Here is a 21,497-nt window from a genome sequence, read left to right as displayed (position 1 = left end):
CGGCTGATCCTTTGCTTATGGGCACCAGTAGATCTCTAAAGACGGGTTAAGGAACGCGCGGATCGGCATTTCGGCGAGGTCATCGCCGGCCAGCGCCGTGCGCAGGGTTTCCAGTTTTGCCTGCCCGGAAACGGACAGGATCGGCGTCGCGGCGGACGCCAACAGTGAGCGCGTCATGGTCAGACGCTGATGAGGCGTGCTCGGCGCCAGCATCGGCAGGCAGCGACGTTCGCTGTTCAAGTCCAACGCTTCAGGCAGATTCGGGCTGTCAGGGAACAGCGACGCGGTGTGGCCGTCATCCCCCATGCCCAGAATCAACACATCGATCTTCGGCAGTTCCTTGAGCGCTTCGTCGGTCGCTGCCGCTGCTTCTTCCAGCGTCTGGGTCGGACGGTAGAGGCTGAAGAAGCCCGCTTTCTCGGCCGGTCCCTGAAACAGGAAACGCTTGAGCAACCCCGCGTTACTGTCGGCGTGCTCGGTCGGCACCCAGCGTTCGTCGGCCAGGCTGATCACTACCTTCGACCATTCGATGGGCTTTTGCGCCAACGCCTGAAAGAACGCCACCGGGCTTTTGCCGCCCGAAACGACCAACGTCGCAACGCCGTGAGGGTTATTCGCGATGGCCGCCGTCAGGCGTTCCGCTACATGATCGGCCAAAGCATTGGCCAACAGCTCGGGGTTATCGAATTCGTTGGCTTTAAGGCCAGCCGGAAATTCAAGTTCACATATCGCCATACCAAGACCTCCCATCACGAGTAATGAGCGCAATGGAGCTCATTGGCCCCCAGGAGCCTGCTGCATAAGGCTTGGGCGCATCGCCAGCCTTCTTCCAGCCAGCGATCAACTGGTCACACCATTGCCACGCATACTCGATCTCATCTTTGCGGACAAACAGGTTTTGGTTGCCACGCATGACCTCCAACAACAACCGCTCGTACGCGTCCGGAATGCGGGCGCTGCGGTAGGCGTCAGAGAAGCTCAGTTGCAAGGGGTTGCTGCGCAATTGCATGCCTTTATCCAGCCCCTGATCCTTGGTCATCACTTGCAGCGAGATACCTTCATCGGGCTGCAGGCGGATGATCAGGCGGTTGCTGATCTGCATCCGCTGCTCCGGGGCGAAGATGTAGTGCGGCGGTTCCTTGAAGTGGATGACGATCTGCGACAGCTTCTGCGGCATGCGTTTGCCGGTACGCAGATAGAACGGAACCCCTGCCCAACGCCAGTTACGGATGTCGGCACGAATGGCAACGAACGTTTCGGTGTCGCTCGCGGTGTTGGAGTTTTCCTCTTCCAGGTAACCGGGAACCGGTTTGCCTTCGCTGTAACCGGCGATGTATTGCCCGCGCACCACTTGGGTGGCCAGGCGCTCCGGCGTGAACGGCGCCAGCGCTTTGAGCACCTTTACCTTTTCATCACGGATGCTGTCGGCGGACAGGTCGCTCGGAGGGTCCATCGCAATCAGACACAGCAGCTGCAACAGGTGGTTCTGGATCATGTCGCGCAGCTGACCCGCCTGATCGAAGTAGCCCCAACGGCCCTCGATCCCTACTTTCTCCGCCACAGTAATCTCGACGTGGGAAATATAGTTCTGGTTCCATTGGGTTTCGAACAAGCTGTTGGCGAAACGCAGCGCGATGAGGTTTTGAACGGTGTCTTTGCCCAGATAATGGTCGATCCGGTAGACGCGGTTTTCCGGCAGGAAGCGGGCTACAGCGTCATTGACCCGACGCGAGGAGGCGAGGTCGTGGCCGATCGGTTTCTCCAGGACGGCGCGGGTGCGGTCAGTCAGGCCGACCAGCGCCAGGTTCTCGCAGATGGCTCCGTACACCGACGCCGGTGTGGCGAAGTAGGCGATCATGGTTTGTGCGTCGCCCACTGCTTCGGCCAGCGCGACGTAATCTTCACCCTTGAGGAAATCCACGTGCAGGTAGCTCAGGCGTGCCTGAAAACGCTCCACATGTTCACTTTCCAGCTGGGATTCGGGGACGAAACGACGCAGGCTCTTGTCGATATAAGCCAAGTGTTCCTGAGGCGTTCCCGCCTCGCGAGCCAACGCAAGAATTCGGGTCTCGGCATGCAGAAGGCCAGCACGGTCCAGCTGATACAGCGCTGGGAACAGTTTGCGCACAGCCAGGTCGCCCAAGGCGCCGAACAAGGCAAAAGTGCACGGTTCAACCGTAATCGAGAGCATAATGTTGGTTCTTTTATCAAGTTAGGCTACAAATACCTTTTTTAAAGGCGTTACTCAAGGCCAAATGTAGTAATAACCACAACATTTACCCAAAAAACACATTACAGTGGTGATCACTACAGGCCCTCAGTACGATAGGCCACCTTTGCTACAGGCTAAAGGCCCAGTTGCGCACCTTTTGCAGAAAGGCCTACAGAACAGCCTGTTACCGCTTCACGAGAAGGACTTTGAATGGACCGCGTACGCAATCTTCTGGAGCAGATCCAGAGTCGACTCGAAGAATTGAACAAGGCCGAGCGCAAGGTTGCCGAGGTGATTCTGAGCAACCCTCAGCAAGCCACGCGTTTCAGCATTGCGGCGCTGGCCCAGGCGGCCAAGGTCAGCGAGCCGACCGTCAATCGCTTCTGCCGCTCGTTCGACGTCAGCGGCTACCCTGAACTCAAACTGCAACTGGCCCAGAGCCTGGCCAGCGGCGCCGCCTACGTGAGCCGCGCGGTGGAAGCCGACGATAACCCTGAAGCCTATACCCGCAAGATTTTCGCCAGCGCCATCGCGTCCCTCGACAGCGTGTGCCAGGTGCTGGACCCGAACCTGATCAGCAAGGCCGTGGACCTGCTGATTCAGGCGCGGCAGATTCACTTCTTCGGCCTGGGCGCCTCGGCCCCTGTGGCGCTGGATGCGCAGCACAAATTCTTCCGCTTCAACCTGGCCGTGACAGCCCATGCCGACGTACTGGTGCAACGCATGCTGGCGTCGGTGGCGCACACGGGGGAGCTGTTCGTGATCATTTCCTACACCGGCCGCACTCGCGAACTGGTGGAAGTGGCCCGGATCGCTCGCGAGAACGGCGCTTCGGTGCTGGGCCTGACCGCCGCCGGGTCGCCGCTGGCCAAAGCCAGTACGTTGAGCCTGAATATCCCTCTGCCTGAAGACACCGACATTTATATGCCGATGACGTCTCGGATCATTCAGCTGACCGTGCTCGATGTGCTAGCCACCGGCATGACCCTGCGCCGTGGCGTGGATTTCCAGCCGCACCTGCGCAAGATCAAGGAAAGCCTCAATGCCAGCCGGTATCCGGTGGATGATGAGTTGAACTAACGAGCGCGATACGGCCCCGAAGGCCGGGATTGATAAAGACACCCTGTGGGAGCGTCGTTCATCCCACCAAAGTGGCCTGCAAACTCAATCGCGCCTGCTGTCCTGGGGCCAGGCTCAGACAATCATCCACCCCGGACACCGCCTCGACTCTCACAAACCCCGTTGCCTCATGACCTGCCACCCCCAGCAACGGCCGGCTGCCGGGATGCCAGACGACAGTATTGGCGCTGTCGTGGGTGTTGATGTTCAAACGGCGCCGCCATGTGTCGTCGTGCAACTCAACTGAACCGGTGTGCTCGAAAACGCGCTGGCAACTGCCCGAGACGCGCAACTCCCCTTTTTGTTCACAGGCACTGCGACTGAGCTCGTCGTAACCCTGTGCGCCGTCGAGACCTTCCAGTGCCACGTCGGCGATGTCGCTGATGCGCCAGTAAGCGTGCAAGGCATGACCGAACTGGCACGGCTCACTGTCGTCATGTAGGGTTTCCAGACGCAGGTCCATGCGTTGCCCCAATTCAGCATGCAGATCGGCCTGCCAGTCCCACAGGCTCAAGCGCCAGTGCAGCGAAACGCCTTCATCGTGTTCCTGGCTGTCGATCAGCTTCCAGTCGAGCAAACGCCCCCATCCATTGGCGGGCCAGCCGCCCTCTCCCGGATGACGCCCGACCCAAGGCCAACACACCGGCACGCCCCCCCGAATCGCGCCCACCTGCGGCCATTGCGACGCGCACCACAGCCACGGCCTCTGGCCGACTGGCTGAAAATGCAACAACTGTGCGCCTTGGCGACTGAACACGGCATGACAGCGCGGGTGGTTGATCACCAGCACGTCACGCTGCTGATGCCGCTCCCACTGGAAGGTCGGCTGCGGCCGCGTGGCGGTGAAGAAGCGCTGAAGGGGATGTTCGAATGATCCTGTGTCCCTGATCGCCATGACATTCTCGATGGGATAAGTGTGTCCATCTATGGGTTGTGGGAGATCGCGCACGGCCTTATTCAGCGGCGAGCCTTGCAAACGATAAAAAAGCCCCGATTCCGGAGCGAGTACCGCACAAAAAAAAACGGGCAGCCAGGCTGCCCGTAAAGCACACACGACCCTTGATCGTTTGTGAAGCACATCAGAGAGCGATGTGCGGAGGAGCGGTCCGCACAGCGATGAAGCGTTTAGAACTTGGATTGAATCTTGATACCTGCGACCAGCGCGTTCTGGACTTCGTCCACACCGCCCGGGCTCTTCACGTATTGCAGGTTGGGACGCACGGTCAGCCAGTCGGTGACGTGTACGCCGTAGTAGATTTCCGAGTTGTATTCGGTCTTCTGGATTGGCAGGTAGTTCGGGTTGTCGTAGTCGTCGATACCGTTGACGGCGTTGACCAGACGACGGTTGTCCTGGGCATCATCGTTGACGTGGATGCGAGCGACACCGATACCGATGTCATCCTTCGGACGGGCATCGAACGGGCCTTTGTAGACGAAACCGATCTGCTGATAGTTGTCGACGAAGTTGGTGGCTTTGTCATGAACGGTCAGGTTACCGAAGATGCTCAGACCACGGGATGCGTCGCCGTTGTGGCTGGTCAGTTGTTGCTGAGCCACGACCCACCAACCGTGCTTGTCCTTGTGGGACTTGAAGTCACCGCCAGCGATGGCTTGTGGCTGGCCGTTGGTGTTTTCGTACAGGTCAGGCGCGCTCGGGTTACTGACGTAGTAGCCCAGACGGTATTCGCCTGGCAGCGAATTGACGGTCGGCGACCACACCACTTCGACCGGCACCACAGTACCTTGGGAACCGCTGCCGCTCAGCTTGAAGCCGTTGCCGGTTTCGAGGTTCGAAGGGTTCTGCTCGTACACACCGATCTGCGCGAACAACTCAGGCGTGATGTTGTATTTCACGCGAGCGGCCCATTGGCTGACAGGCCAGTTGTACCAGGTGTTCACGTAGTTACCGACCTGCGAGCCGCAGAGCGTCAGGTTCTGGAAGTCGCATGGGAAGCTGTTGAAGTCTTCGCCTTCGCCGAAACGGCCAACTTTGATGTCCAGCGCGCCGTCGAAGTATTTCTGCTTGACCCACATCTGCGTCAGGCGCCAGGTCTGGCCACGACCCCAGACTTCTTGCGAGGAACTGAGCGTGCCGGCACGTGGATCGCCGATACGGTCGTTGGAGATGTTGTTACCGCTACGCTCGGTGATCGCCAGCTTGAATTCCGCATCGTGCCAACCGAGGATTTTTTGCAGGTCCATCTGCACGCCGAACGCGAACTGGTCGCTGTAGCGGCCGGTTCTGTCGTCGTTGTAACCGCCATTGAGGTTGGAAGCCGCCTCACCCACGTACTCGATCGGGAAGTCATAACCTTTGTCGTACAGTTCCTGGCGCAGACCGCCCCAGTCGCCCGTCAAGTGCTCGCTTGCCTTGAATGGCTCCATGGCGGAGGCCGTTCCAGACATCGTCAATGCGCTCAAGACTGACAGCCCGCCGATGAGCTGCAGTTGGTTGAGCGATTTGCCTTTTACCTTCTTCATCCCTTAAATCCTCGTTTTATTGTTATTAGCTAAACAGCGTTGTAACCACTTGCTTCGTGTGCCTGCCGGGGCTTTTTTACGGCAGAAATAGCCCCGACAGAGGTGCTCGTTGGCGCAGTGCTCCTGCGCATGGAATTCAGTTGCGGTTGAGCCGCGTGACGTTGCCCATGCCTTCGCTCACCTGTGGCGTCGACAGCGCGCCCAATCGCTCGCCGGTCTTGGCGTCGAACAGCAACACCTTGGACGGATCGAACTGCAGGGTCAGGGTTTCACCCACCGCTGGCGCCACATCGGGCGCCAGACGGCAGCAGACCTTGCTGTCGTTGAGCGTGACGAACACCAGCGTGTCAGGACCGGTCGGTTCCGTGACTTGCACTTCGGCGCGAATGGTCGGCATCCCTGAGGTTTCACCGGACGCTAGCACGATCTGTTCAGGGCGAAGGCCCAGAATCACCTCACGGTCTTCGAGGCCTGCATCGTTGATGTTCATCGGCAACTCGCAACGCGCCTGACCGCTGTCGAGCAGCGCCACCAGACGGCCCTCCTTGCGTTGCAGACGCAGCGGAATGAAGTTCATCGGCGGCGAACCGATGAAGCTGGCAACGAACAGGTTGGCCGGATCGTTGTAAATCTGTTTTGGCGTGCCGAACTGCTGGATGATGCCGTCCTTCATGACCGCCACTTTGTCGCCCAGGGTCATCGCTTCGATCTGGTCATGGGTCACGTAGACCGTGGTGGTTTTCAGGCGCTGGTGCATCAGTTTCATTTCGGTGCGCATCTCGACCCGCAGCTTGGCGTCGAGGTTGGACAGCGGTTCGTCGAACAGATAGATCTTCGGACGACGGGCCAGCGCACGGCCCATGGCCACGCGTTGTTGCTGACCACCGGAGAGTTGACCCGGCTTGCGGTTGAGCAGGTGTTCGATCTGCAGCAGCTTGGCGACACGGCCAACTTCGGCGTCGATGTCGGCCTGGCTCATCTTGCGAATCTTCAGGCCGAACTCGATGTTCTCGCGCACGCTCATGGTCGGGTACAGCGCATAGGACTGGAACACCATCGCGATGTCGCGATCCTTCGGGCTCATGCCGCTGACGTCCTGGTCGCCGATCATGATCGCGCCACCCGTAATGTTTTCCAGGCCCGCGATGCAGTTCATCAGGGTCGACTTACCACAGCCCGAAGGACCGACCAGGATCAGGAATTCGCCATCCTTGATCGACAGTTCGATGTTCTTCAGGGTGTCCGGCAGGCCGGCCCCGTAAGTCTTGTTTACATTGCGAAGTTCGAGCGTTGCCATGATTACCCCTTGACTGCGCCGGCCGTCAGCCCGCGCACGAAATACTTGCCTGCGACCACATAGACCAGCAGGGTCGGCAGACCCGCGATCATCGCCGCCGCCATATCAACGTTGTATTCCTTGACCCCGGTGCTCGTGTTGACCAGGTTGTTCAGCGCCACGGTGATGGGCTGCGAATCACCGCTGGAGAACACCACACCGAACAGGAAGTCGTTCCAGATCTGCGTGAACTGCCAGATCAGGCAGACCATGATGATCGGGGTCGACATCGGCAGAATGATCCGCCGGAAAATGGTGAAGAACCCGGCACCGTCCAGACGCGCCGCCTTGACCAGCGCATCCGGCACACTGACGTAATAGTTGCGGAAGAACAGCGTGGTGAACGCCAGACCGTAGACCACGTGAACCAGGACGAGGCCAGTGGTGGTGCTGGCCAAGCCCATTTTCCCGAGGGTGAACGAGGCAGGCAGCAGCACGGTCTGGAACGGCAGGAAGCAGCCGAACAGCAACAGGCCGAAGAACATCTGCGAACCCCGGAAGCGCCACATCGACAGCACGTAGCCGTTCAACGCGCCGATGGCAGTTGAGATCAGCACGGCCGGAACGGTGATCAGGATCGAGTTCAGGAAGTAGCCCTTCACCGTCGCCCAGGCCTTGATCCAGCCAATGGCCGTGACTTCGGCGGGCCAACTCAAAAGGTTGCCGGTGCCGATGTCTTCCGGGGACTTGAAGCTGGTGAGCAGCATGACCACCAGCGGGATCAGGTAGATCAGCACCGCGCCGATCAGCACCGCGTAGATCGCGATGCGGCTCAAACTGATGGAAGGTTTGGCGGCGAGACTAGTCATTGCGCTTGGTCCTCAGCTCGGAATACAGGTAAGGCACGAGGATTGCGAGAATCGCACCGAGCATCAGAATCGCACTGGCCGAGCCCATCCCCATCTGGCCACGGCTGAAGGTGAACGAGTACATGAACATCGCAGGCAGGTCGGACGAATAGCCGGGGCCACCGGCGGTCATTGCAGCGACCAGGTCGAAGCTTTTGATCGCGATGTGCGCCAGGATCATCACCGCACTGAAAAACACCGGACGCAGGCTTGGCAGCACCACTTTCCAGTAGATCTTCGGCATGCTCGCGCCATCGATCTGCGCGGCACGGATGATCGATTGATCGACGCCCCGCAAACCGGCCAGGAACATCGCCATGATGAACCCCGACGCTTGCCAGACCGCCGCGATAACGAGGCAGTAGACCACGCGATCCGGGTCAATCAGCCAGTCCAGGCGGAAGCCTTCCCAGCCCCAGTCGCGCAGCAGTTTGTCCAGGCCCATGCCAGGGTTGAGCAGCCATTTCCAGGCCGTACCGGTGACGATCATCGAGAGCGCCATCGGGTACAGGTAAATGGTGCGGATGAAACCTTCGCGACGAATGCGCTGATCGAGGAACACCGCCAGCAACACGCCGACCACCAGGCTGATGCCGATGAACATGCCGCCGAAGACCGCGAGATTCTTGCTCGCGACCCACCAGCGATCGTTGTCGAACAGCCGGGCGTATTGCGCCAGCCCTACGAATTTGTAGGACGGGAGGAAAGTCGAGTTGGTGAACGACAGAACGAACGTCCACAGGATATAGCCGTAAAAGCCCACCAGAACGATGAACATGCTGGGCGCCAGCACCAGTTTGGGTAGCCAGCGCTGCAGTGCATCGAACGGCGAGGCTTTGCTGAACACAGCAACAGAACTCATGGGGAAATCCAGTACAGAAAAGTGAAGATTACAAGCGTGCTCTCTGTAGGAGTGAGCTTGCTCGCGATCAGCTGTGTCAGACACGAATCTGGTGTCTGGTCAAACGCATCGCGAGCAAGCTCACTCCTACAGGGGAGCGGTGATACGAACTATTTAGCCGACTTGATCGCAGCGCCCAGCTTCTTCGCCGCGTCAGCCGGGTCGGCTTTCGGGTCGTTGATGTAGTTGGTCACGACGTCAAAGAACGCGCCTTGAACAGCGAGCGTGGTTGCCATGTTGTGCGCCATGCTCGGTTGCAGGCCGCCGGATTTGGCATCCGCGAGGAAGTCCTTGGCAGCGTTCTGCGCGCAGGAGTCGAAGCCGTACTTGTTCATGTCAGCCAACATGTCGGTCCGAACCGGGATCGAGCCTTTGTTGATGCTGAAGACTTTCTGGAAGTTTTCACCCAACACGACCTTGGCGATGTCCTTCTGACCGGCAGCAGTGCCCGCGTCTTTCTGCTTGAACACAGCCAGCGAGTCGATGTTGTAGGTGAACGCCTTGTCGGTGCCCGGGAAGGCCACGCACTCGTAATCCTTGCCCGCGACTTTCTTGGCAGCGGTCCATTCGGACTTGGCCCAGTCACCCATGATCTGCATGCCGGCCTTGCCGTTGATGACCTTGGCGGCTTCCAGGTTCCAGTCCTGGCCTTTGCCGTCCGGGTCCATGTAGGTGGCGACTTTCTTCAGTTCGGTGAGCGACTTGACCATTTCAGGACCGGTCAGCGCGCTGTTGTCGAGATCGACCAGGGCTTTCTTATAACCGTCAGCACCCATGACCGAGAGGACGACCGCTTCGAACACGGTGCTGTCCTGCCAAGGCTGACCGCCGTGGGCCAGCGGGATGAAGCCGGCTTTCTTCAGCTTGTCGCCCGCGGCGTAGAACTCTTCGAGGGTGGTCGGGGCTTTTTCGATACCGGCTTTCTTGAAGACTTCCGGGTTGATCCACAGCCAGTTCACACGGTGAATGTTCACCGGAACGGCCACGTAATCACCATCGTACTTCACGGTGTCGGAGACTTTCTTGTCCAGCAGGCTGTCCCACTTCTCTTCTTTGGCGGTGTCTTTCAACACGTCGGTGTCGAGCAGGCCAGTGGACGCCCATTCCTGAATGTCAGGGCCTTTGATCTGGGCAACGCCAGGCGGGTTACCGGCGACGGCGCGGCTTTTCAGCACGGTCATGGCAGTCGAACCGCCACCGCCTGCAACGGCACCGTCTTTCCAGGTGAAACCGTCTTTTTCAACTTGGGCTTTAAGCACATCGACAGCCGCTTTTTCACCGCCGGACGTCCACCAGTGGACAACTTCGACAGTGCCTTTGGAATCGGCGGCCATGGCGCTCAGAGGGAACAACGAGGCGAGAGAAATGAGTGCTGCGAGACGGGAGATCGAATTCATCTATTTGACCTTATTGTTGTTATGCATGAGCAAGTCTTGGTGCTTGCGCTGCATGGATTCTAAACAACGGGTTAGAGCGGACGGTAACGAAGGGATGCGCAAGTGTCACAGGTTGGTGACATTCGAAATAAGGTGAGCGGACGCCAAATCCTGTGGGAGCGAATTTATTCGCGAATCGGTGTTTCAGCCGGCACGCATACGCCGACTGTACGGCCCTTTCGCGGATGAGTTCGCTCCCACAGAAATCCGCGTCAATCGGGATTAACGGGATTATTCCACCCCACGCGGCAGGCGCAGGGTCACGCGTAAACCGCCTTCGCGCAGATTCTGCAAACTGACTTCACCGCCATGGCTGTGGGCGATATTGCGGGCAATGCCCAGCCCCAGGCCATAGCCCTGCTGCTGTTTGCCCGCCAGCCGGAAATGCGGCTCGAATACCTGCTCAAGGCGCTGCTCGGGGACGCCGGGGCCTTCGTCTTCGACGTGCAGCACGAACGCATCCGCGTCGTCTTCGATACGCAGATGGCCCTTGTCGCCGTACTTGATGGCGTTGTCGATCAGGTTGCCCATGCAACGTCGCAACGCCAACGGCTTGCCGTAGAACATCGACATGGCCTTGCCTTCGACCGTGACACGCCCGCCGCCATTGGGCGCCAGGTACGGCTCGATCAGGCAATCCAGCGCGTGATTGAGGTCAACCGGCTCAATGTTCTCGTGAATGTCGGTGTCCTTCACGCACTGCAGCGCGCCCTTGACCAACAGCTCCAGCTCATCCAGATCGCGGGTGAATTTGACCTGCATCGCTTCATCTTCCAGCAACTCGACCCGCAACCTGAGCCGCGTGATCGGCGTACGCAAATCGTGGGAAATGGCGCTGAACAACTGCCCGCGCTCGGTGAGGTAACGGCTGATGCGATCACGCATGGTGTTGAACGCACGGGTCACCTCGATGACCTCGCTGCCCCCGCCCTCGACGACTGGCTCTACATCTGCACCCAAGGACAGGTCCCGCGCGGCGCGGGCCAAGCGTTTCAGCGGGCCGCTTTGCCAGTGCACAAGCAGGCCGATGAACACCAGCAGGAAAATACTCGTCAGCCCGATGAACCAGACCTGCTGCGACGGAAGGCCCTCTTCCTCCAGCATCGTGTACGGCTCGGGCAGCAGCGAGGCGATGTACAGCCATTCGCCGGGGGACAGCTCGATCTGCGTGACCAGAACCGGCGGATTCACCGGTTCGAGGGTCAACGCGTAGTGCGCCCAGGAGCGCGGCAGTTCATCGAGCTTGAGGCCGCTGTTGAAAATCCGCAGGTCCTCGGGCCGAACGAAGCGGACGAGGATGTCGGGGTCCGCACCGAGGTTCTGCCGCAGCACTTGGCCGACGACGTCAATCACCGCCGTTTTGCGCACGGTCGGCTCCAGCACTTGCATGTCGAGCGGGCGGTCGTTGAGCGAGACGAAGAAGCGCGTGCCGCCCATGCTGCGCAGCTGATCAAGGACCAGCGGGCGAAAGGCGACGGGCAGAGAACGGAAATAACTGACGCTCGCGGACATGGAAAACCCAAGGCTGCGCGCGCTGGTGATCAAGCCTTCCATCTGCGTGGCGCGCAACTGGGAAAGCCAGATCAGACTCGACAGGGTCTGGGCCAGTAACACCGCCAACAGGGTCAGCAGCAGCATGCGTCCCAGCAGCGAGCGCGGGACGGGAAGGCGACGCTTCTTCTCGATCACCATCGCCGGTCAGTAGCCGTTGCTGGCTTGCGGCAACACATTGGCTGCCAACAGATAACCACTGCCTCGCACGGTACGGATCAATCGCGGTGCCTTGCCGGTGTCCCGCAGACGTTGACGCAAACGGCTCACCGCCATGTCCACGATGCGCTCCAGCGGCATCAATTCACGGCCTCGCGTGGCGTTGCCGATAGTGTCGCGGTCGAGGATCTGTTGCGGGTTGTCGAGAAACAGCTTGAGCAGCGCAAAATCGGCGCCCGAGAGAATCACCTCTTCGCCATCGCTGTGGAAAAGGCGATGGCTGACCATGTCCAGTCTCCACTCGTCGAACAACAGCACTTCGCCACCCGCGCGCTCCTGACCGAACTGTGCGCGACGCAGCAGTGCCTTGATGCGGGCCTGAAGCTCGCGAGGGCTGAACGGTTTGGCCATGTAGTCGTCAGCGCCGAGCTCCAGACCGATGACACGGTCGGCCTCGTCGGAACTGGCGGTGAGCATGATGATCGGCACATGGGGCTGTCGCGGGTGCTGCCGGACCCAGCGGCACAGGCTGAAGCCGTCTTCGTCGGGCAGCATGACATCGAGAATCAGCAGGTCGCTGGGCTCGTCGTTGAATGCCTGGCGAAACTCCGCGCCATCCCCCACCGTGCGCACCTGAAAACCCGAACGGCTCAGGTAGGCTTGCAGCAGTTCCCGAATCTCCTGGTCATCGTCGACCACCAGAATCGATTTACTGACAGTGTTCACTTTGGTCGTCCTTGTTGGCACTGAAATTATTGTTATAGGGGAGCAGCTGCAAGCTTCGAGCTTCAAGCCTCAAGAAAAAGCAGAGGCGTGCGCAGTCCCACTTGCGGCTTGAAGCTTGAGGCTCAAAGCTGGCTTGCCGCCTGATCCAGTGCCACACCCGCGCCCATCAGGCCCGGGTATTCCGCTGTCACCAGCCAGACCGGCACGTCGTTGAAGTAATCCTTCATCAGCCCTTTTTCAGCCAGCGCCGTGTTGAAGCCGCTCTGCATGAAGAAGTCGACGAAACGCGGGATCACGCCACCGGCGATGTACACGCCGCCACGGCCTCCCACGGTCAACACGTTGTTGCCCGCGACACGGCCCAGGAACACGCAGAACTGCTCCAACACCGCGCAGGCCACCGGATCGCCTTTGAGCGCCGCAGACGTAATGGCCGCCGGGGATTTCAGCTCAGCATCGATCCCGTCCAGCGCGCAGCTGACCCGATACAGCAGCAACAGACCGGCGCCGCTCAAAATCGTTTCAGCACTGACGTGCTCGTGTTCGGCCATCAGCCGCGTCCACAGCAGCGCTTCGCGCGCGGTGCCGATGGGCAGGTCGACATGACCGCCCTCCCCTGGCACCGCCGTCCAGTGATTTTCGCCGGAGCGAATCAACGTCCCGACCCCCAGACCAGTGCCGGGACCGATCACCACGCGAGCGCCTTTCGGATCGCCCTTGCCGTGGCGCACGGTGAGGTATTCGTCGTCGCCCAGACGGGTCATGCCCAGCGCCATGGCGGTGAAATCGTTGACCATGATCAGGCTGTCGATCTTCAGCGCCGCGCAAAACGCCTGCCGATTGATTTTCCAGTGGCTGTTGGTGAAGTGGAAATCGTCACCGGTCACCGGGCCTGCCACGGCCAGACAGATCGAGCCGACATCGCCCAACTGCAATTCGAGGTCTTCGAGGTAAACCTGCAAGGCCTTTTCGGGACTGGCGTAATCGACCGTCGGGAACACCCGGATCGAGTGCAATTGATCGTCTTCCCATATGGCAAAACGAGCATTCGTGCCGCCGATATCACCCACCATCGCCAATGTCACTTGAGCGTCTCCAGATTCGAAGTAAAGGCGCTGGCGCCCTTCTCTGCCGAGCTGAAGGCCATGCGCATGAAACCGAACAGTTCACGGCCGGTGCCCACGTTATGGGACAAACGTCCGATTGCCGGTTCTCTGGCCGCCAATTCTGCCGGTTCGACGAGAACTTGCAACGTCCCTTTTACGCCATCTACCCGAACGAGGTCCCCCTCTCGGACAAGTGCCAAAGGGCCACCATCTGCGGCTTCGGGGCACACATGGATCGCGGCAGGGATTTTTCCGGACGCGCCGGACATACGCCCATCGGTGATCAGCGCAACCTTGAAACCCCGGTCCTGCAGCACGCCGAGGAACGGCGTCATCTTGTGCAGCTCAGGCATGCCGTTGGAGCGTGGGCCCTGAAAACGCATGACCGCGACGAAGTCGCATTCCAGCTCGCCCGCCTTGAATGCGTCCGCCAGGTCCTGCTGATCTTCGAAAACCTTGGCCGGGGCCTCGACGATTTGATGCTCCAGCGCCACAGCCGACACCTTCATCACGCCGCGCCCGAGGTTGCCTTCCATCACGCGCAGGCCACCCTCCGGGGAAAACGGACGGGCAATCGGTCGCAGAATGTTTTCGTCCAGGCTTTCGACAGGCCCCTCGCGCCAGACCAGCTTGCCATCCTCAAGGAACGGCTCTTGGGTATAGCGACGCAGACCTGGGCCCATCACGGTGTTGACGTCTTCGTGCAGCAGACCGGCGTCAAGCAGTTCGCGAATCAGGAACGACATGCCGCCCGCCGCCTGGAAGTGATTAATGTCGGCTTTGCCGTTCGGGTAGACATGGCTCAGGGTCGGCACGACTTCCGAGAGGTCAGCCATGTCCTGCCAGGTCAATTGAATACCCGCGCATTGGGCAATCGCCGGCATGTGCAGTGTGTGGTTGGTGGAACCGCCGGTCGCGTTCAAGGCAACAATCGAGTTGACCAGCGAACGCTCGTCCACAATTTCCCCTAGAGGGATGAATTCGCCGCTCTGTTTAGTCAGACGCGTCACCTGAAACGCCGCTTCGCGTGTCAGGGCATCGCGCAGTGGCGTATAGGGATTGACGAAGGAGGCGCCCGGCAAGTGCAGACCCATGACTTCCATCAGCAACTGGTTGGTGTTGGCGGTGCCGTAAAAGGTGCAGGTGCCCGGACCGTGGTACGACTTCATCTCAGAGTCCAGCAGCTCTTCGCGGGTCGCTTTGCCCTCGGCGTAACGCTGCCGTACGTCGGCTTTTTCCTTGTTGGAAATGCCCGACACCATAGGGCCGCCCGGCACGAAGATCGTTGGCAAATGCCCGAAACGCAGGGACCCCATCAGCAGGCCCGGCACAATTTTGTCGCAAATCCCCAGCATCAACGCTGCATCGAACATGTTGTGCGACAGCGCGACCGCCGTTGCCATCGCAATGACTTCTCGGCTGGCGATACTCAGTTCCATACCCGGCTCGCCCTGGGTGACGCCGTCGCACATGGCCGGCACGCCGCCCGCGAACTGACCGACGGAGCCGATTTCGCGCAAGGCTTTTTTGATCTGTTCAGGGAAATGTTCGTAAGGCTGATGCGCCGACAGCATGTCGTTGTAGGCCGACACGATGGCCACGTTGGCCGCGTTCATCATCCGCAAGCTGTGTTTGTCTTCGGTGCCGCACGCGGCCACGCCGTGGGCGAAGTTGGCACATTGCAGTTTGCCGCGCATCGGGCCGTCGCTCGCCGCGCCCCGGATCATTTGCAGATAGCGCTGACGGGTTTCACGGCTGCGGGCGATCAGCCGTTCGGTTACCTCAAGGACGCGGGGATGCATTGTGATGAACTCCAGGCTAGCGGATGGGTCACCCGTTCAGGCGCTTTCAAAAACCGGCTATCGAATCATGGCCCAAGAGAAACGCTTCAGCAAAGGCTAGACTTTTCAGACAGTTGTGTGGGCTCGACGGGTTTCTATTTGTAGATAAAACAAAATACTGCCACTAAAAAGGCTTGTTTTCTATTTTTATGAGAATAATCTTGTAATTCCAACAACAAATTCACTGAGGACGGGTGTATGACTCTCCGCATCGCAATCAACGGTTTTGGCCGCATCGGCCGCAACGTCCTACGTGCACTCTATACCCAAGGCTATCGTCAGGATTTGCAGGTCGTCGCCATCAATGACTTGGGCGACAGCGAGATCAACGCCCATCTTCTGAAGTTCGACACCGTGCACGGTCCGTTCGACGCGACCGTCGAGCACGACAAGGAAAGCATCACCGTGAATGGTGACCGTATTTCGGTCAGCGCCATTCGCAACCCGGCCGAGCTGCCGTGGAAATCGGAAAAGATCGACGTGGTGTTCGAATGCACCGGTCTGTTCACCGATCGCAACAAGGCGGCGGCTCACATCACCGCAGGCGCGAAAAAGGTCATCATCTCGGCACCGGCCAAAGGCGCTGACGCGACCGTCGTGTACGGCGTCAACCACGACGTGCTGCGCCAGTCTCACGAAGTCATCTCCAACGCATCGTGCACCACCAACTGCCTGGCGCCGGTCGCACAGGTGCTGAACCGTGAGCTGGGCATCGAGAGCGGTTTGATGACCACTATTCACGCCTACACCAACGACCAGAACCTGATCGACGTCTATCACACCGACCCGTACCGCGCGCGTTCGGCCACGCAGTCGATGATCCCGAGCAAAACCGGCGCTGCCGAGGCCGTCGGCCTGGTGCTGCCGGAACTAGCGGGCAAACTGACCGGCATGGCGGTGCGTGTACCGGTGATCAACGTGTCGCTGGTGGACCTGACCATTCAATTGAAGCGCGATACGACGGCAGATGAAGTCAACGCGATCATGAAAGAAGCGGCCAAGCACTCGAAAATCCTCGGCTACAACACCCTGCCGCTAGTATCCCACGACTTCAACCACAACCCGCTGTCGTCGATTTTCGACGCCAATCACACCAAAGTGAGCGGTCGCTTGCTGAAAGTGCTGGCCTGGTACGACAACGAATGGGGCTTCTCCAACCGCATGTTGGACAACTGCCTGGCGTTGATGAACGCGGAGTGACAGTTGCGCCAGCTTCATGGCTGCTGGCGCGTTTGACAGTGTAGGAGTGAGCTTGCTCGCGATGGCGATGTGTCAGTGATGTCCCAATGTCCGACCTGACGCCATCGCGAGCAAGCTCACTCCTACAACGGTTTGTGCACACTTCTGATTTACACCATCTTTGCACCTCACCGCCTTGACCTAAGCAGCAGATGACAATCATTATCATTCGCTGAATTTCTGGTCGGGTATCCCCGTGAGTCAGTCGCACTTCAATGCCGTTTTCCTTGCGAGGCGAACGATCCTCCTGCGCACCCTGCAACGCATGGTCCGCAACCCCAGCACCGCCGAAGACCTGCTACAGGAAACCTATTTGCGGGTGACCCGTGCACTCGGCGAGCGCGCCATCGATCACCTCGAACCCTTCGTGTTCCAGACTGCCCGCAACCTGGCGCTGGACCATCTGCGTGCACGACGCATTCACGCACGCACCATGGTCGACGATGCACCACTGTCCGAACTCCACAACGTTGTCGCTCCCAACCCCACGCTGGAGGACGCCGCCCACGCCAATCGGCTGCTGCAGAGCCTCAACGCAAGCCTTGAAAAGCTCACCCCACGCCAGCAGAAAATCTTCACCCTGAGCCGACTCAACGGTTGCAGTTATCTGGAGATCGCTGAGCAACTGGGCGTGTCGGCCAGTACCGTACAAAAGGAACTCAAGCTGATCATGGCGATTTGCGTCGGGGTGGCAGCCCGGCTTGAACGTTGATGAGAGCGGCTTGATCCATAATCGATAAGAAACCGGCGGCAGCGAACTCACATCTCGCTACACTCCCGCCCTTGACCGTGCTTCACACCCTGTAGCCGAGGACGCTCCTTGACGGACTCTCACTCACCTGGCCCTGTGACCGACAGCGCCATGGATCAGGCCTTGAACTGGCTGATCGAACTGGAAACCGCCGACACCCAGCAACGGGCGCGCTTCCAGGACTGGCTGGCGGCCGACCCTGCCCATGGCGAAGCCTTTGCCAAGGCCGAGGCTGTCTGGAACTCCCAGCCGGTGCTTGAGGCAGCTGTCACACTGGCCACGCCGAAAAAACCATCGGCGCTGCGCCGTCTGCGTCCGCACTGGGTGCCATTGGCGGCTGCGGCCATCGTGCTGCTCGGACTTTTCAACTTCAGCGACTTGCCGTTGCGGCTCAAGGCTGATCACCTGACCGTGGCCGGAGAACGCCAGCGGCTGGAGCTTGGCGACGGTTCGAAGGTGCTACTCAATACCAGATCTGCGTTCTCAAGCGAGCTGGATGATCGGCAACGTGTTGCACGGCTTTACGAGGGCGAGGCGTTCTTTGAAGTGCCTACAGCGAAAGGCCTGCCGTTGGAAGTCGAGGCCGGTCCAGTGCGCATGAGCGCCAGCAGCACGTCATTTGCCGTGCGGTATCTGGATGGCGTGGCGCAGATTCAGGTCGAGCGCGGCGCGGTGAACGTGCAGGCCACCCTAGGCACGTCGCATGTCAGTCTGAACGCGGGTGACAGTTTGCGCATTGGGCCTGAAGGCTTCGGTCATCGCGAAAAGCTCGACCAGAACAAAGACCTGGCGTGGGTGAAGGGTCGGCTGATTTTCGATAACTGCCCGCTCAAGGAAGTGTTGGCCGAGCTGCGGCGCTATTACCCCGGCTGGATCGTCAACACCAACACGCAACTGGATCAGGTCGTCGTGACCGGCAATTACCGGCTGGACAACCCCCTCGACGTCGTGCGCTCACTGGCGCAAATCACCTCGGCGCGATTGCACGAGCTGCCTGCGGTGGTGATTCTCAATTGAGAACAATTATTTTTACGCGATAGCTGTCTGTCGTACGTCTCGTTATAGCCAATGCAAGTGATTCCTATTCCTAAAGCACTTGCCAACACTACAACGACCCGCATGACAGGGAGCGCTATCGATGCCGTCCACGTTCACCCCCGCCACATCCGACTCGCCCAGGACCACCCGCCATTTCACCTTTTCGCTGCTGACCGTAGCGATTTTCGCCGCCGGGCTGCACGCCGCGCCGGTTGCCGCTGCCGAGCAGCCTGCCCGCGTCGCGGGCAACTACGCGTTCTCGATCAAACAGCAACCGCTGGTGTCGGCGCTCAACGAATTCAGCAAGACCACGGGCTGGCAAGTCGGCATGTCGTCGGACCTGGCGAAGAACGTCACCTCGCCCGGCGTCAGCGGCACGATGCCGGCAGAAAAAGCGCTGGAGCGTTTGCTCGCGGGAAGCAACCTCAGCTACCGCAACCTGGGCAACAACAATGTTGTGCTGGAGAAGCGCAACACCGCAGGCGCACTGGCGCTGGAGCAGGTCACCGTCAGCGCGACCCGTCAGGCCCAATCGGTGGATTCCGTCCCCAGCACCGTCACCGTGCACGATCGCGCTGAACTGGATCGGCAGAACGTCAACAGCATTCGCGATCTGGTGCGGCATGAGCCGGGCGTTTCCGTAGGCGGCGCTGGTCAGCGCGCGGGCACCAGCGGCTTCAACATTCGCGGCATCGATGGCGACCGGATTCTGACCCAGGTCGATGGCGTCGAAGTCCCGGACAATTATTTCTCCGGCCCGTACGCGAACACGCATCGCAATTACGTCGATCCGGAAATCGTCAAAAGCGTTGAAATCCTGCGGGGCCCGGCGTCGGCCCTGTACGGCAGCAGCGCCATCGGCGGCGCTGTCAGCTATTACACCCTCGACCCGGAAGACATCATCAAACCGGGCAAGGACGTCGGCGCACGCCTGAAGACCGGTTACAGCTCGGCGGATAACAGTTGGCTGAACTCGGCGACCGTCGCGGGCCGCGAAGGTGATTTCGACGCCATGCTGCACGTCAGCCAGCGCAACGGCCGCGAAACCGAATCCTACGGCGAACATGGCGGCACGGGCCTGAGCCGCACCGCCGCCAACCCGGAAGACGTTCGCGCGACCAACGTGCTGGCCAAGCTGGGCTGGGACTATGGGGATAACGACCGACTGGCGTTCACCTACGAGAAATACAAGGACGACACCCATACCAATCAGAAGAGTGCGGTGGGCGGGCCGTTCATTCCTGGCTTTGGCGCATCTGGCATGTACAGAAGCCGCGAAGGCAACGACGTGATCACGCGCGAGCGCTTCGGTCTGGAAAACACCTTTGCGCTGGATAGCGTGCTGGTCGACAACGTGAAGTGGACCCTGAACTACCAGATCGCCAAGACCGATCAGGACACGATCGAGCGCTATGTGCCGGGCAGCCGCGACGTCTGGCGTACCCGCGACACCACGTATAAAGAACGCCAGTGGATTTTCGACGCACAGCTCGATAAGGCGTTCACCCTCGCCGACACCGGTCACCTGCTGACGTACGGCACCACGATCAAGCAGCAAAAAGTCACCGGTAGCCGCATCGGCACCGCGACCTGCGCTGCCGTGCTGGGAACCTGCCGCAGCATCGGCGCCCCGAGCCCGACTGCGTCTGACAGCCTGGCGCCTAACAGCGACTTCCCGGACCCGACCGTAAATACCTACGCCCTGTTCGCCCAGGACCAGATCAAATGGGGCGACTGGACCTTCACGCCGGGCGCGCGTTACGACTACACCATGCTCAACCCCCATGCGACCGAGGAGTTCCTGCGTGCCGTCAGCCTGACCAGCGCTGACCAGTTCAACGACAAAGAGAAGAAATGGCATCGTCTGTCGCCAAAACTGGGCGTGACCTATGCGATCAACGACGCCTACACCTGGTACGGCCAGTACGCCGAAGGTTTCCGCACACCGAGCGCCAAGGCGTTGTACGGCCGCTTCGAAAACCGCACGACGGGCTACATCGTCGAGCCGAACCCCAACCTTGAGCCGGAGAAGAGCCGCAGCTATGAAACCGGCCTGCGCGGTCGCTTCGATCAGGGCACCTTCGACGTGGCGATGTTCTACAACAAATACCGCGACTTCATTAATGAAGACGCCATCCAGCCTGCGTCGTCGAACAACGCGGTGTTCCAGTCCAACAACATCAAACACGCCACCATCAAGGGCGTGGAGGTGAAAGGCCGTCTGAACCTCGATTCGTTCGGCGCGCCGCAAGGCCTCTACACCCAAGGCTCGCTGGCGTATCTGCATGGCCGTAACGACGACACCGGTCAGCCGATCAACAGCGTCAACCCGCTGACCGGCGTGTTCGGTCTGGGTTACGACCGCGAGAACTACGGTGGTTTGCTGAGCTGGACGCTGGTCAAGCGCAAGACCCGGGTGGACGACAGCAACTTCCATGCACCGGACGGCTCGTCGAGCCAGTTCAAAACGCCAGGCTTCGGTTTGGTGGACCTGACCGGTTTCTACAAAGTGACCGACGACGTGACCGTCAGCGGCGGCCTGTACAACCTGGCGGACAAGAAATACTGGCTCTGGGATGACGTGCGCGGTTACGACGGCGTGGGTGAAGCCGCTGTCACGCAACCGGCGAATCTGGATCGTCTGACCCAACCGGGCCGTAACTTCGCGATCAACGTGGTGTGGGATATCTGACAGATACGCACGGTCTGTGGGAGCCGCCTTGCTGCTGGCCGGCTCCCACAACTCGTCTTTT

At 59.9% G+C, this 21,497-nt stretch carries 17 protein-coding genes; 5 read left to right on the top strand and 12 right to left on the bottom strand.

What is annotated here, in order from left to right; all coding sequences use genetic code 11:
• Positions 1 to 15 precede the first annotated feature (15 nt).
• The gene (pgl, locus tag GVN17_RS17065; RefSeq protein ID WP_166596432.1) at positions 16 to 735 is read right to left on the bottom strand and encodes a 6-phosphogluconolactonase; all 720 of its coding nucleotides are present in this window, start codon (positions 733 to 735) and stop codon (positions 16 to 18) included.
• Positions 722 to 2,191, bottom strand: a complete 1,470-nt coding sequence (gene zwf / locus GVN17_RS17060) for a glucose-6-phosphate dehydrogenase (RefSeq protein WP_166596431.1) — start codon at positions 2,189 to 2,191, stop codon at positions 722 to 724. The genes pgl and zwf overlap by 14 nt, the downstream gene beginning before the upstream one ends.
• Before the next feature lie 231 nt (positions 2,192 to 2,422).
• Here zwf and GVN17_RS17055 point away from each other — a divergent pair, with 231 nt between their 5' ends.
• Entirely contained in the window at positions 2,423 to 3,292 is an 870-nt protein-coding gene (locus GVN17_RS17055; RefSeq protein WP_166596430.1) for a MurR/RpiR family transcriptional regulator, read from the top strand.
• 58 nt (positions 3,293 to 3,350) lie between these two features.
• On the opposite strand, the gene GVN17_RS17050 is transcribed toward GVN17_RS17055, so the two are convergent.
• The 10 genes from GVN17_RS17050 to edd all read right to left on the bottom strand — a co-directional run bounded on the left by GVN17_RS17050 (position 3,351) and on the right by edd (position 15,677).
• Positions 3,351 to 4,226 (bottom strand): D-hexose-6-phosphate mutarotase, encoded by an 876-nt coding sequence (locus tag GVN17_RS17050; RefSeq protein WP_166596429.1) that lies wholly within the window; start codon positions 4,224 to 4,226, stop codon positions 3,351 to 3,353.
• A 230-nt stretch (positions 4,227 to 4,456) separates the two neighbouring features.
• Entirely contained in the window at positions 4,457 to 5,812 is a 1,356-nt protein-coding gene (locus GVN17_RS17045; protein WP_166596428.1) for a carbohydrate porin, read from the bottom strand.
• Between the two features lie 136 nt (positions 5,813 to 5,948).
• On the bottom strand, positions 5,949 to 7,109 hold the full coding sequence (locus GVN17_RS17040) for an ABC transporter ATP-binding protein (protein WP_166596427.1): 1,161 nt from the start codon (positions 7,107 to 7,109) through the stop codon (positions 5,949 to 5,951).
• A gap of 2 nt (positions 7,110 to 7,111) precedes the next feature.
• Positions 7,112 to 7,957 (bottom strand): carbohydrate ABC transporter permease, encoded by an 846-nt coding sequence (locus GVN17_RS17035; protein ID WP_166596426.1) that lies wholly within the window; start codon positions 7,955 to 7,957, stop codon positions 7,112 to 7,114.
• Positions 7,950 to 8,858, bottom strand: a complete 909-nt coding sequence (locus tag GVN17_RS17030) for a carbohydrate ABC transporter permease (RefSeq protein WP_110946572.1) — start codon at positions 8,856 to 8,858, stop codon at positions 7,950 to 7,952. Before GVN17_RS17030 ends, GVN17_RS17035 begins: the two co-directional genes overlap by 8 nt.
• A gap of 149 nt (positions 8,859 to 9,007) precedes the next feature.
• The gene (locus GVN17_RS17025) at positions 9,008 to 10,294 is read right to left on the bottom strand and encodes an ABC transporter substrate-binding protein (RefSeq protein ID WP_166596425.1); all 1,287 of its coding nucleotides are present in this window, start codon (positions 10,292 to 10,294) and stop codon (positions 9,008 to 9,010) included.
• 270 nt (positions 10,295 to 10,564) lie between these two features.
• Positions 10,565 to 12,025 (bottom strand): ATP-binding protein, encoded by a 1,461-nt coding sequence (locus tag GVN17_RS17020; protein WP_166596424.1) that lies wholly within the window; start codon positions 12,023 to 12,025, stop codon positions 10,565 to 10,567.
• 6 nt (positions 12,026 to 12,031) lie between these two features.
• Positions 12,032 to 12,769, bottom strand: coding sequence for a response regulator transcription factor (locus GVN17_RS17015; protein ID WP_166596423.1), 738 nt, complete (start codon positions 12,767 to 12,769; stop codon positions 12,032 to 12,034).
• Positions 12,770 to 12,891: 122 nt separating this feature from the next.
• The gene (locus GVN17_RS17010; protein WP_166596422.1) at positions 12,892 to 13,854 is read right to left on the bottom strand and encodes a glucokinase; all 963 of its coding nucleotides are present in this window, start codon (positions 13,852 to 13,854) and stop codon (positions 12,892 to 12,894) included.
• Complete coding sequence (gene edd / locus GVN17_RS17005) at positions 13,851 to 15,677, bottom strand: phosphogluconate dehydratase (RefSeq protein ID WP_166596421.1); 1,827 nt, start codon at positions 15,675 to 15,677, stop codon at positions 13,851 to 13,853. Before edd ends, GVN17_RS17010 begins: the two co-directional genes overlap by 4 nt.
• Positions 15,678 to 15,914: 237 nt before the next feature.
• Here edd and gap point away from each other — a divergent pair, with 237 nt between their 5' ends.
• From gap to GVN17_RS16985, 4 genes are all read left to right on the top strand, one after another.
• The gene (gene gap / locus GVN17_RS17000) at positions 15,915 to 16,916 is read left to right on the top strand and encodes a type I glyceraldehyde-3-phosphate dehydrogenase (protein WP_166596420.1); all 1,002 of its coding nucleotides are present in this window, start codon (positions 15,915 to 15,917) and stop codon (positions 16,914 to 16,916) included.
• A gap of 235 nt (positions 16,917 to 17,151) precedes the next feature.
• The gene (locus GVN17_RS16995) at positions 17,152 to 17,667 is read left to right on the top strand and encodes a sigma-70 family RNA polymerase sigma factor (protein ID WP_166596419.1); all 516 of its coding nucleotides are present in this window, start codon (positions 17,152 to 17,154) and stop codon (positions 17,665 to 17,667) included.
• 150 nt (positions 17,668 to 17,817) lie between these two features.
• Positions 17,818 to 18,723, top strand: coding sequence for a FecR domain-containing protein (locus GVN17_RS16990; RefSeq protein WP_166596590.1), 906 nt, complete (start codon positions 17,818 to 17,820; stop codon positions 18,721 to 18,723).
• A 121-nt stretch (positions 18,724 to 18,844) separates the two neighbouring features.
• Positions 18,845 to 21,436 carry a TonB-dependent receptor gene (locus GVN17_RS16985; RefSeq protein ID WP_166596418.1) on the top strand — a complete coding sequence of 864 codons (2,592 nt, stop codon included), beginning with the start codon at positions 18,845 to 18,847 and terminating at the stop codon, positions 21,434 to 21,436.
• The last annotated feature ends 61 nt before the right edge of the window (positions 21,437 to 21,497 follow it).

This window comes from Pseudomonas sp. SLFW (genome assembly GCF_009905615.1).
GTDB classification, from domain to species: domain Bacteria; phylum Pseudomonadota; class Gammaproteobacteria; order Pseudomonadales; family Pseudomonadaceae; genus Aquipseudomonas; species Aquipseudomonas bambusae.
Note: the sequence above shows the minus strand (reverse complement) of the source record. Positions and strands in the feature narration are given on the sequence as shown.

Coding starts and splice junctions, on each gene's coding strand:
- zwf (WP_166596431.1), bottom strand. CDS start 2,191: ATGCTCTCGATTACGGTTGAACCGTGCACTTTTGCCTTGTTCGGCGCC.
- GVN17_RS17040 (WP_166596427.1), bottom strand. CDS start 7,109: ATGGCAACGCTCGAACTTCGCAATGTAAACAAGACTTACGGGGCCGGC.
- edd (WP_166596421.1), bottom strand. CDS start 15,677: ATGCATCCCCGCGTCCTTGAGGTAACCGAACGGCTGATCGCCCGCAGC.
- GVN17_RS17050 (WP_166596429.1), bottom strand. CDS start 4,226: ATGGCGATCAGGGACACAGGATCATTCGAACATCCCCTTCAGCGCTTC.
- GVN17_RS17045 (WP_166596428.1), bottom strand. CDS start 5,812: ATGAAGAAGGTAAAAGGCAAATCGCTCAACCAACTGCAGCTCATCGGC.
- GVN17_RS17035 (WP_166596426.1), bottom strand. CDS start 7,957: ATGACTAGTCTCGCCGCCAAACCTTCCATCAGTTTGAGCCGCATCGCG.
- gap (WP_166596420.1), top strand. CDS start 15,915: ATGACTCTCCGCATCGCAATCAACGGTTTTGGCCGCATCGGCCGCAAC.
- GVN17_RS16990 (WP_166596590.1), top strand. CDS start 17,818: ATGGATCAGGCCTTGAACTGGCTGATCGAACTGGAAACCGCCGACACC.
- GVN17_RS17055 (WP_166596430.1), top strand. CDS start 2,423: ATGGACCGCGTACGCAATCTTCTGGAGCAGATCCAGAGTCGACTCGAA.
- GVN17_RS17025 (WP_166596425.1), bottom strand. CDS start 10,294: ATGAATTCGATCTCCCGTCTCGCAGCACTCATTTCTCTCGCCTCGTTG.
- GVN17_RS16985 (WP_166596418.1), top strand. CDS start 18,845: ATGCCGTCCACGTTCACCCCCGCCACATCCGACTCGCCCAGGACCACC.
- GVN17_RS17030 (WP_110946572.1), bottom strand. CDS start 8,858: ATGAGTTCTGTTGCTGTGTTCAGCAAAGCCTCGCCGTTCGATGCACTG.
- GVN17_RS17020 (WP_166596424.1), bottom strand. CDS start 12,025: ATGGTGATCGAGAAGAAGCGTCGCCTTCCCGTCCCGCGCTCGCTGCTG.
- pgl (WP_166596432.1), bottom strand. CDS start 735: ATGGCGATATGTGAACTTGAATTTCCGGCTGGCCTTAAAGCCAACGAA.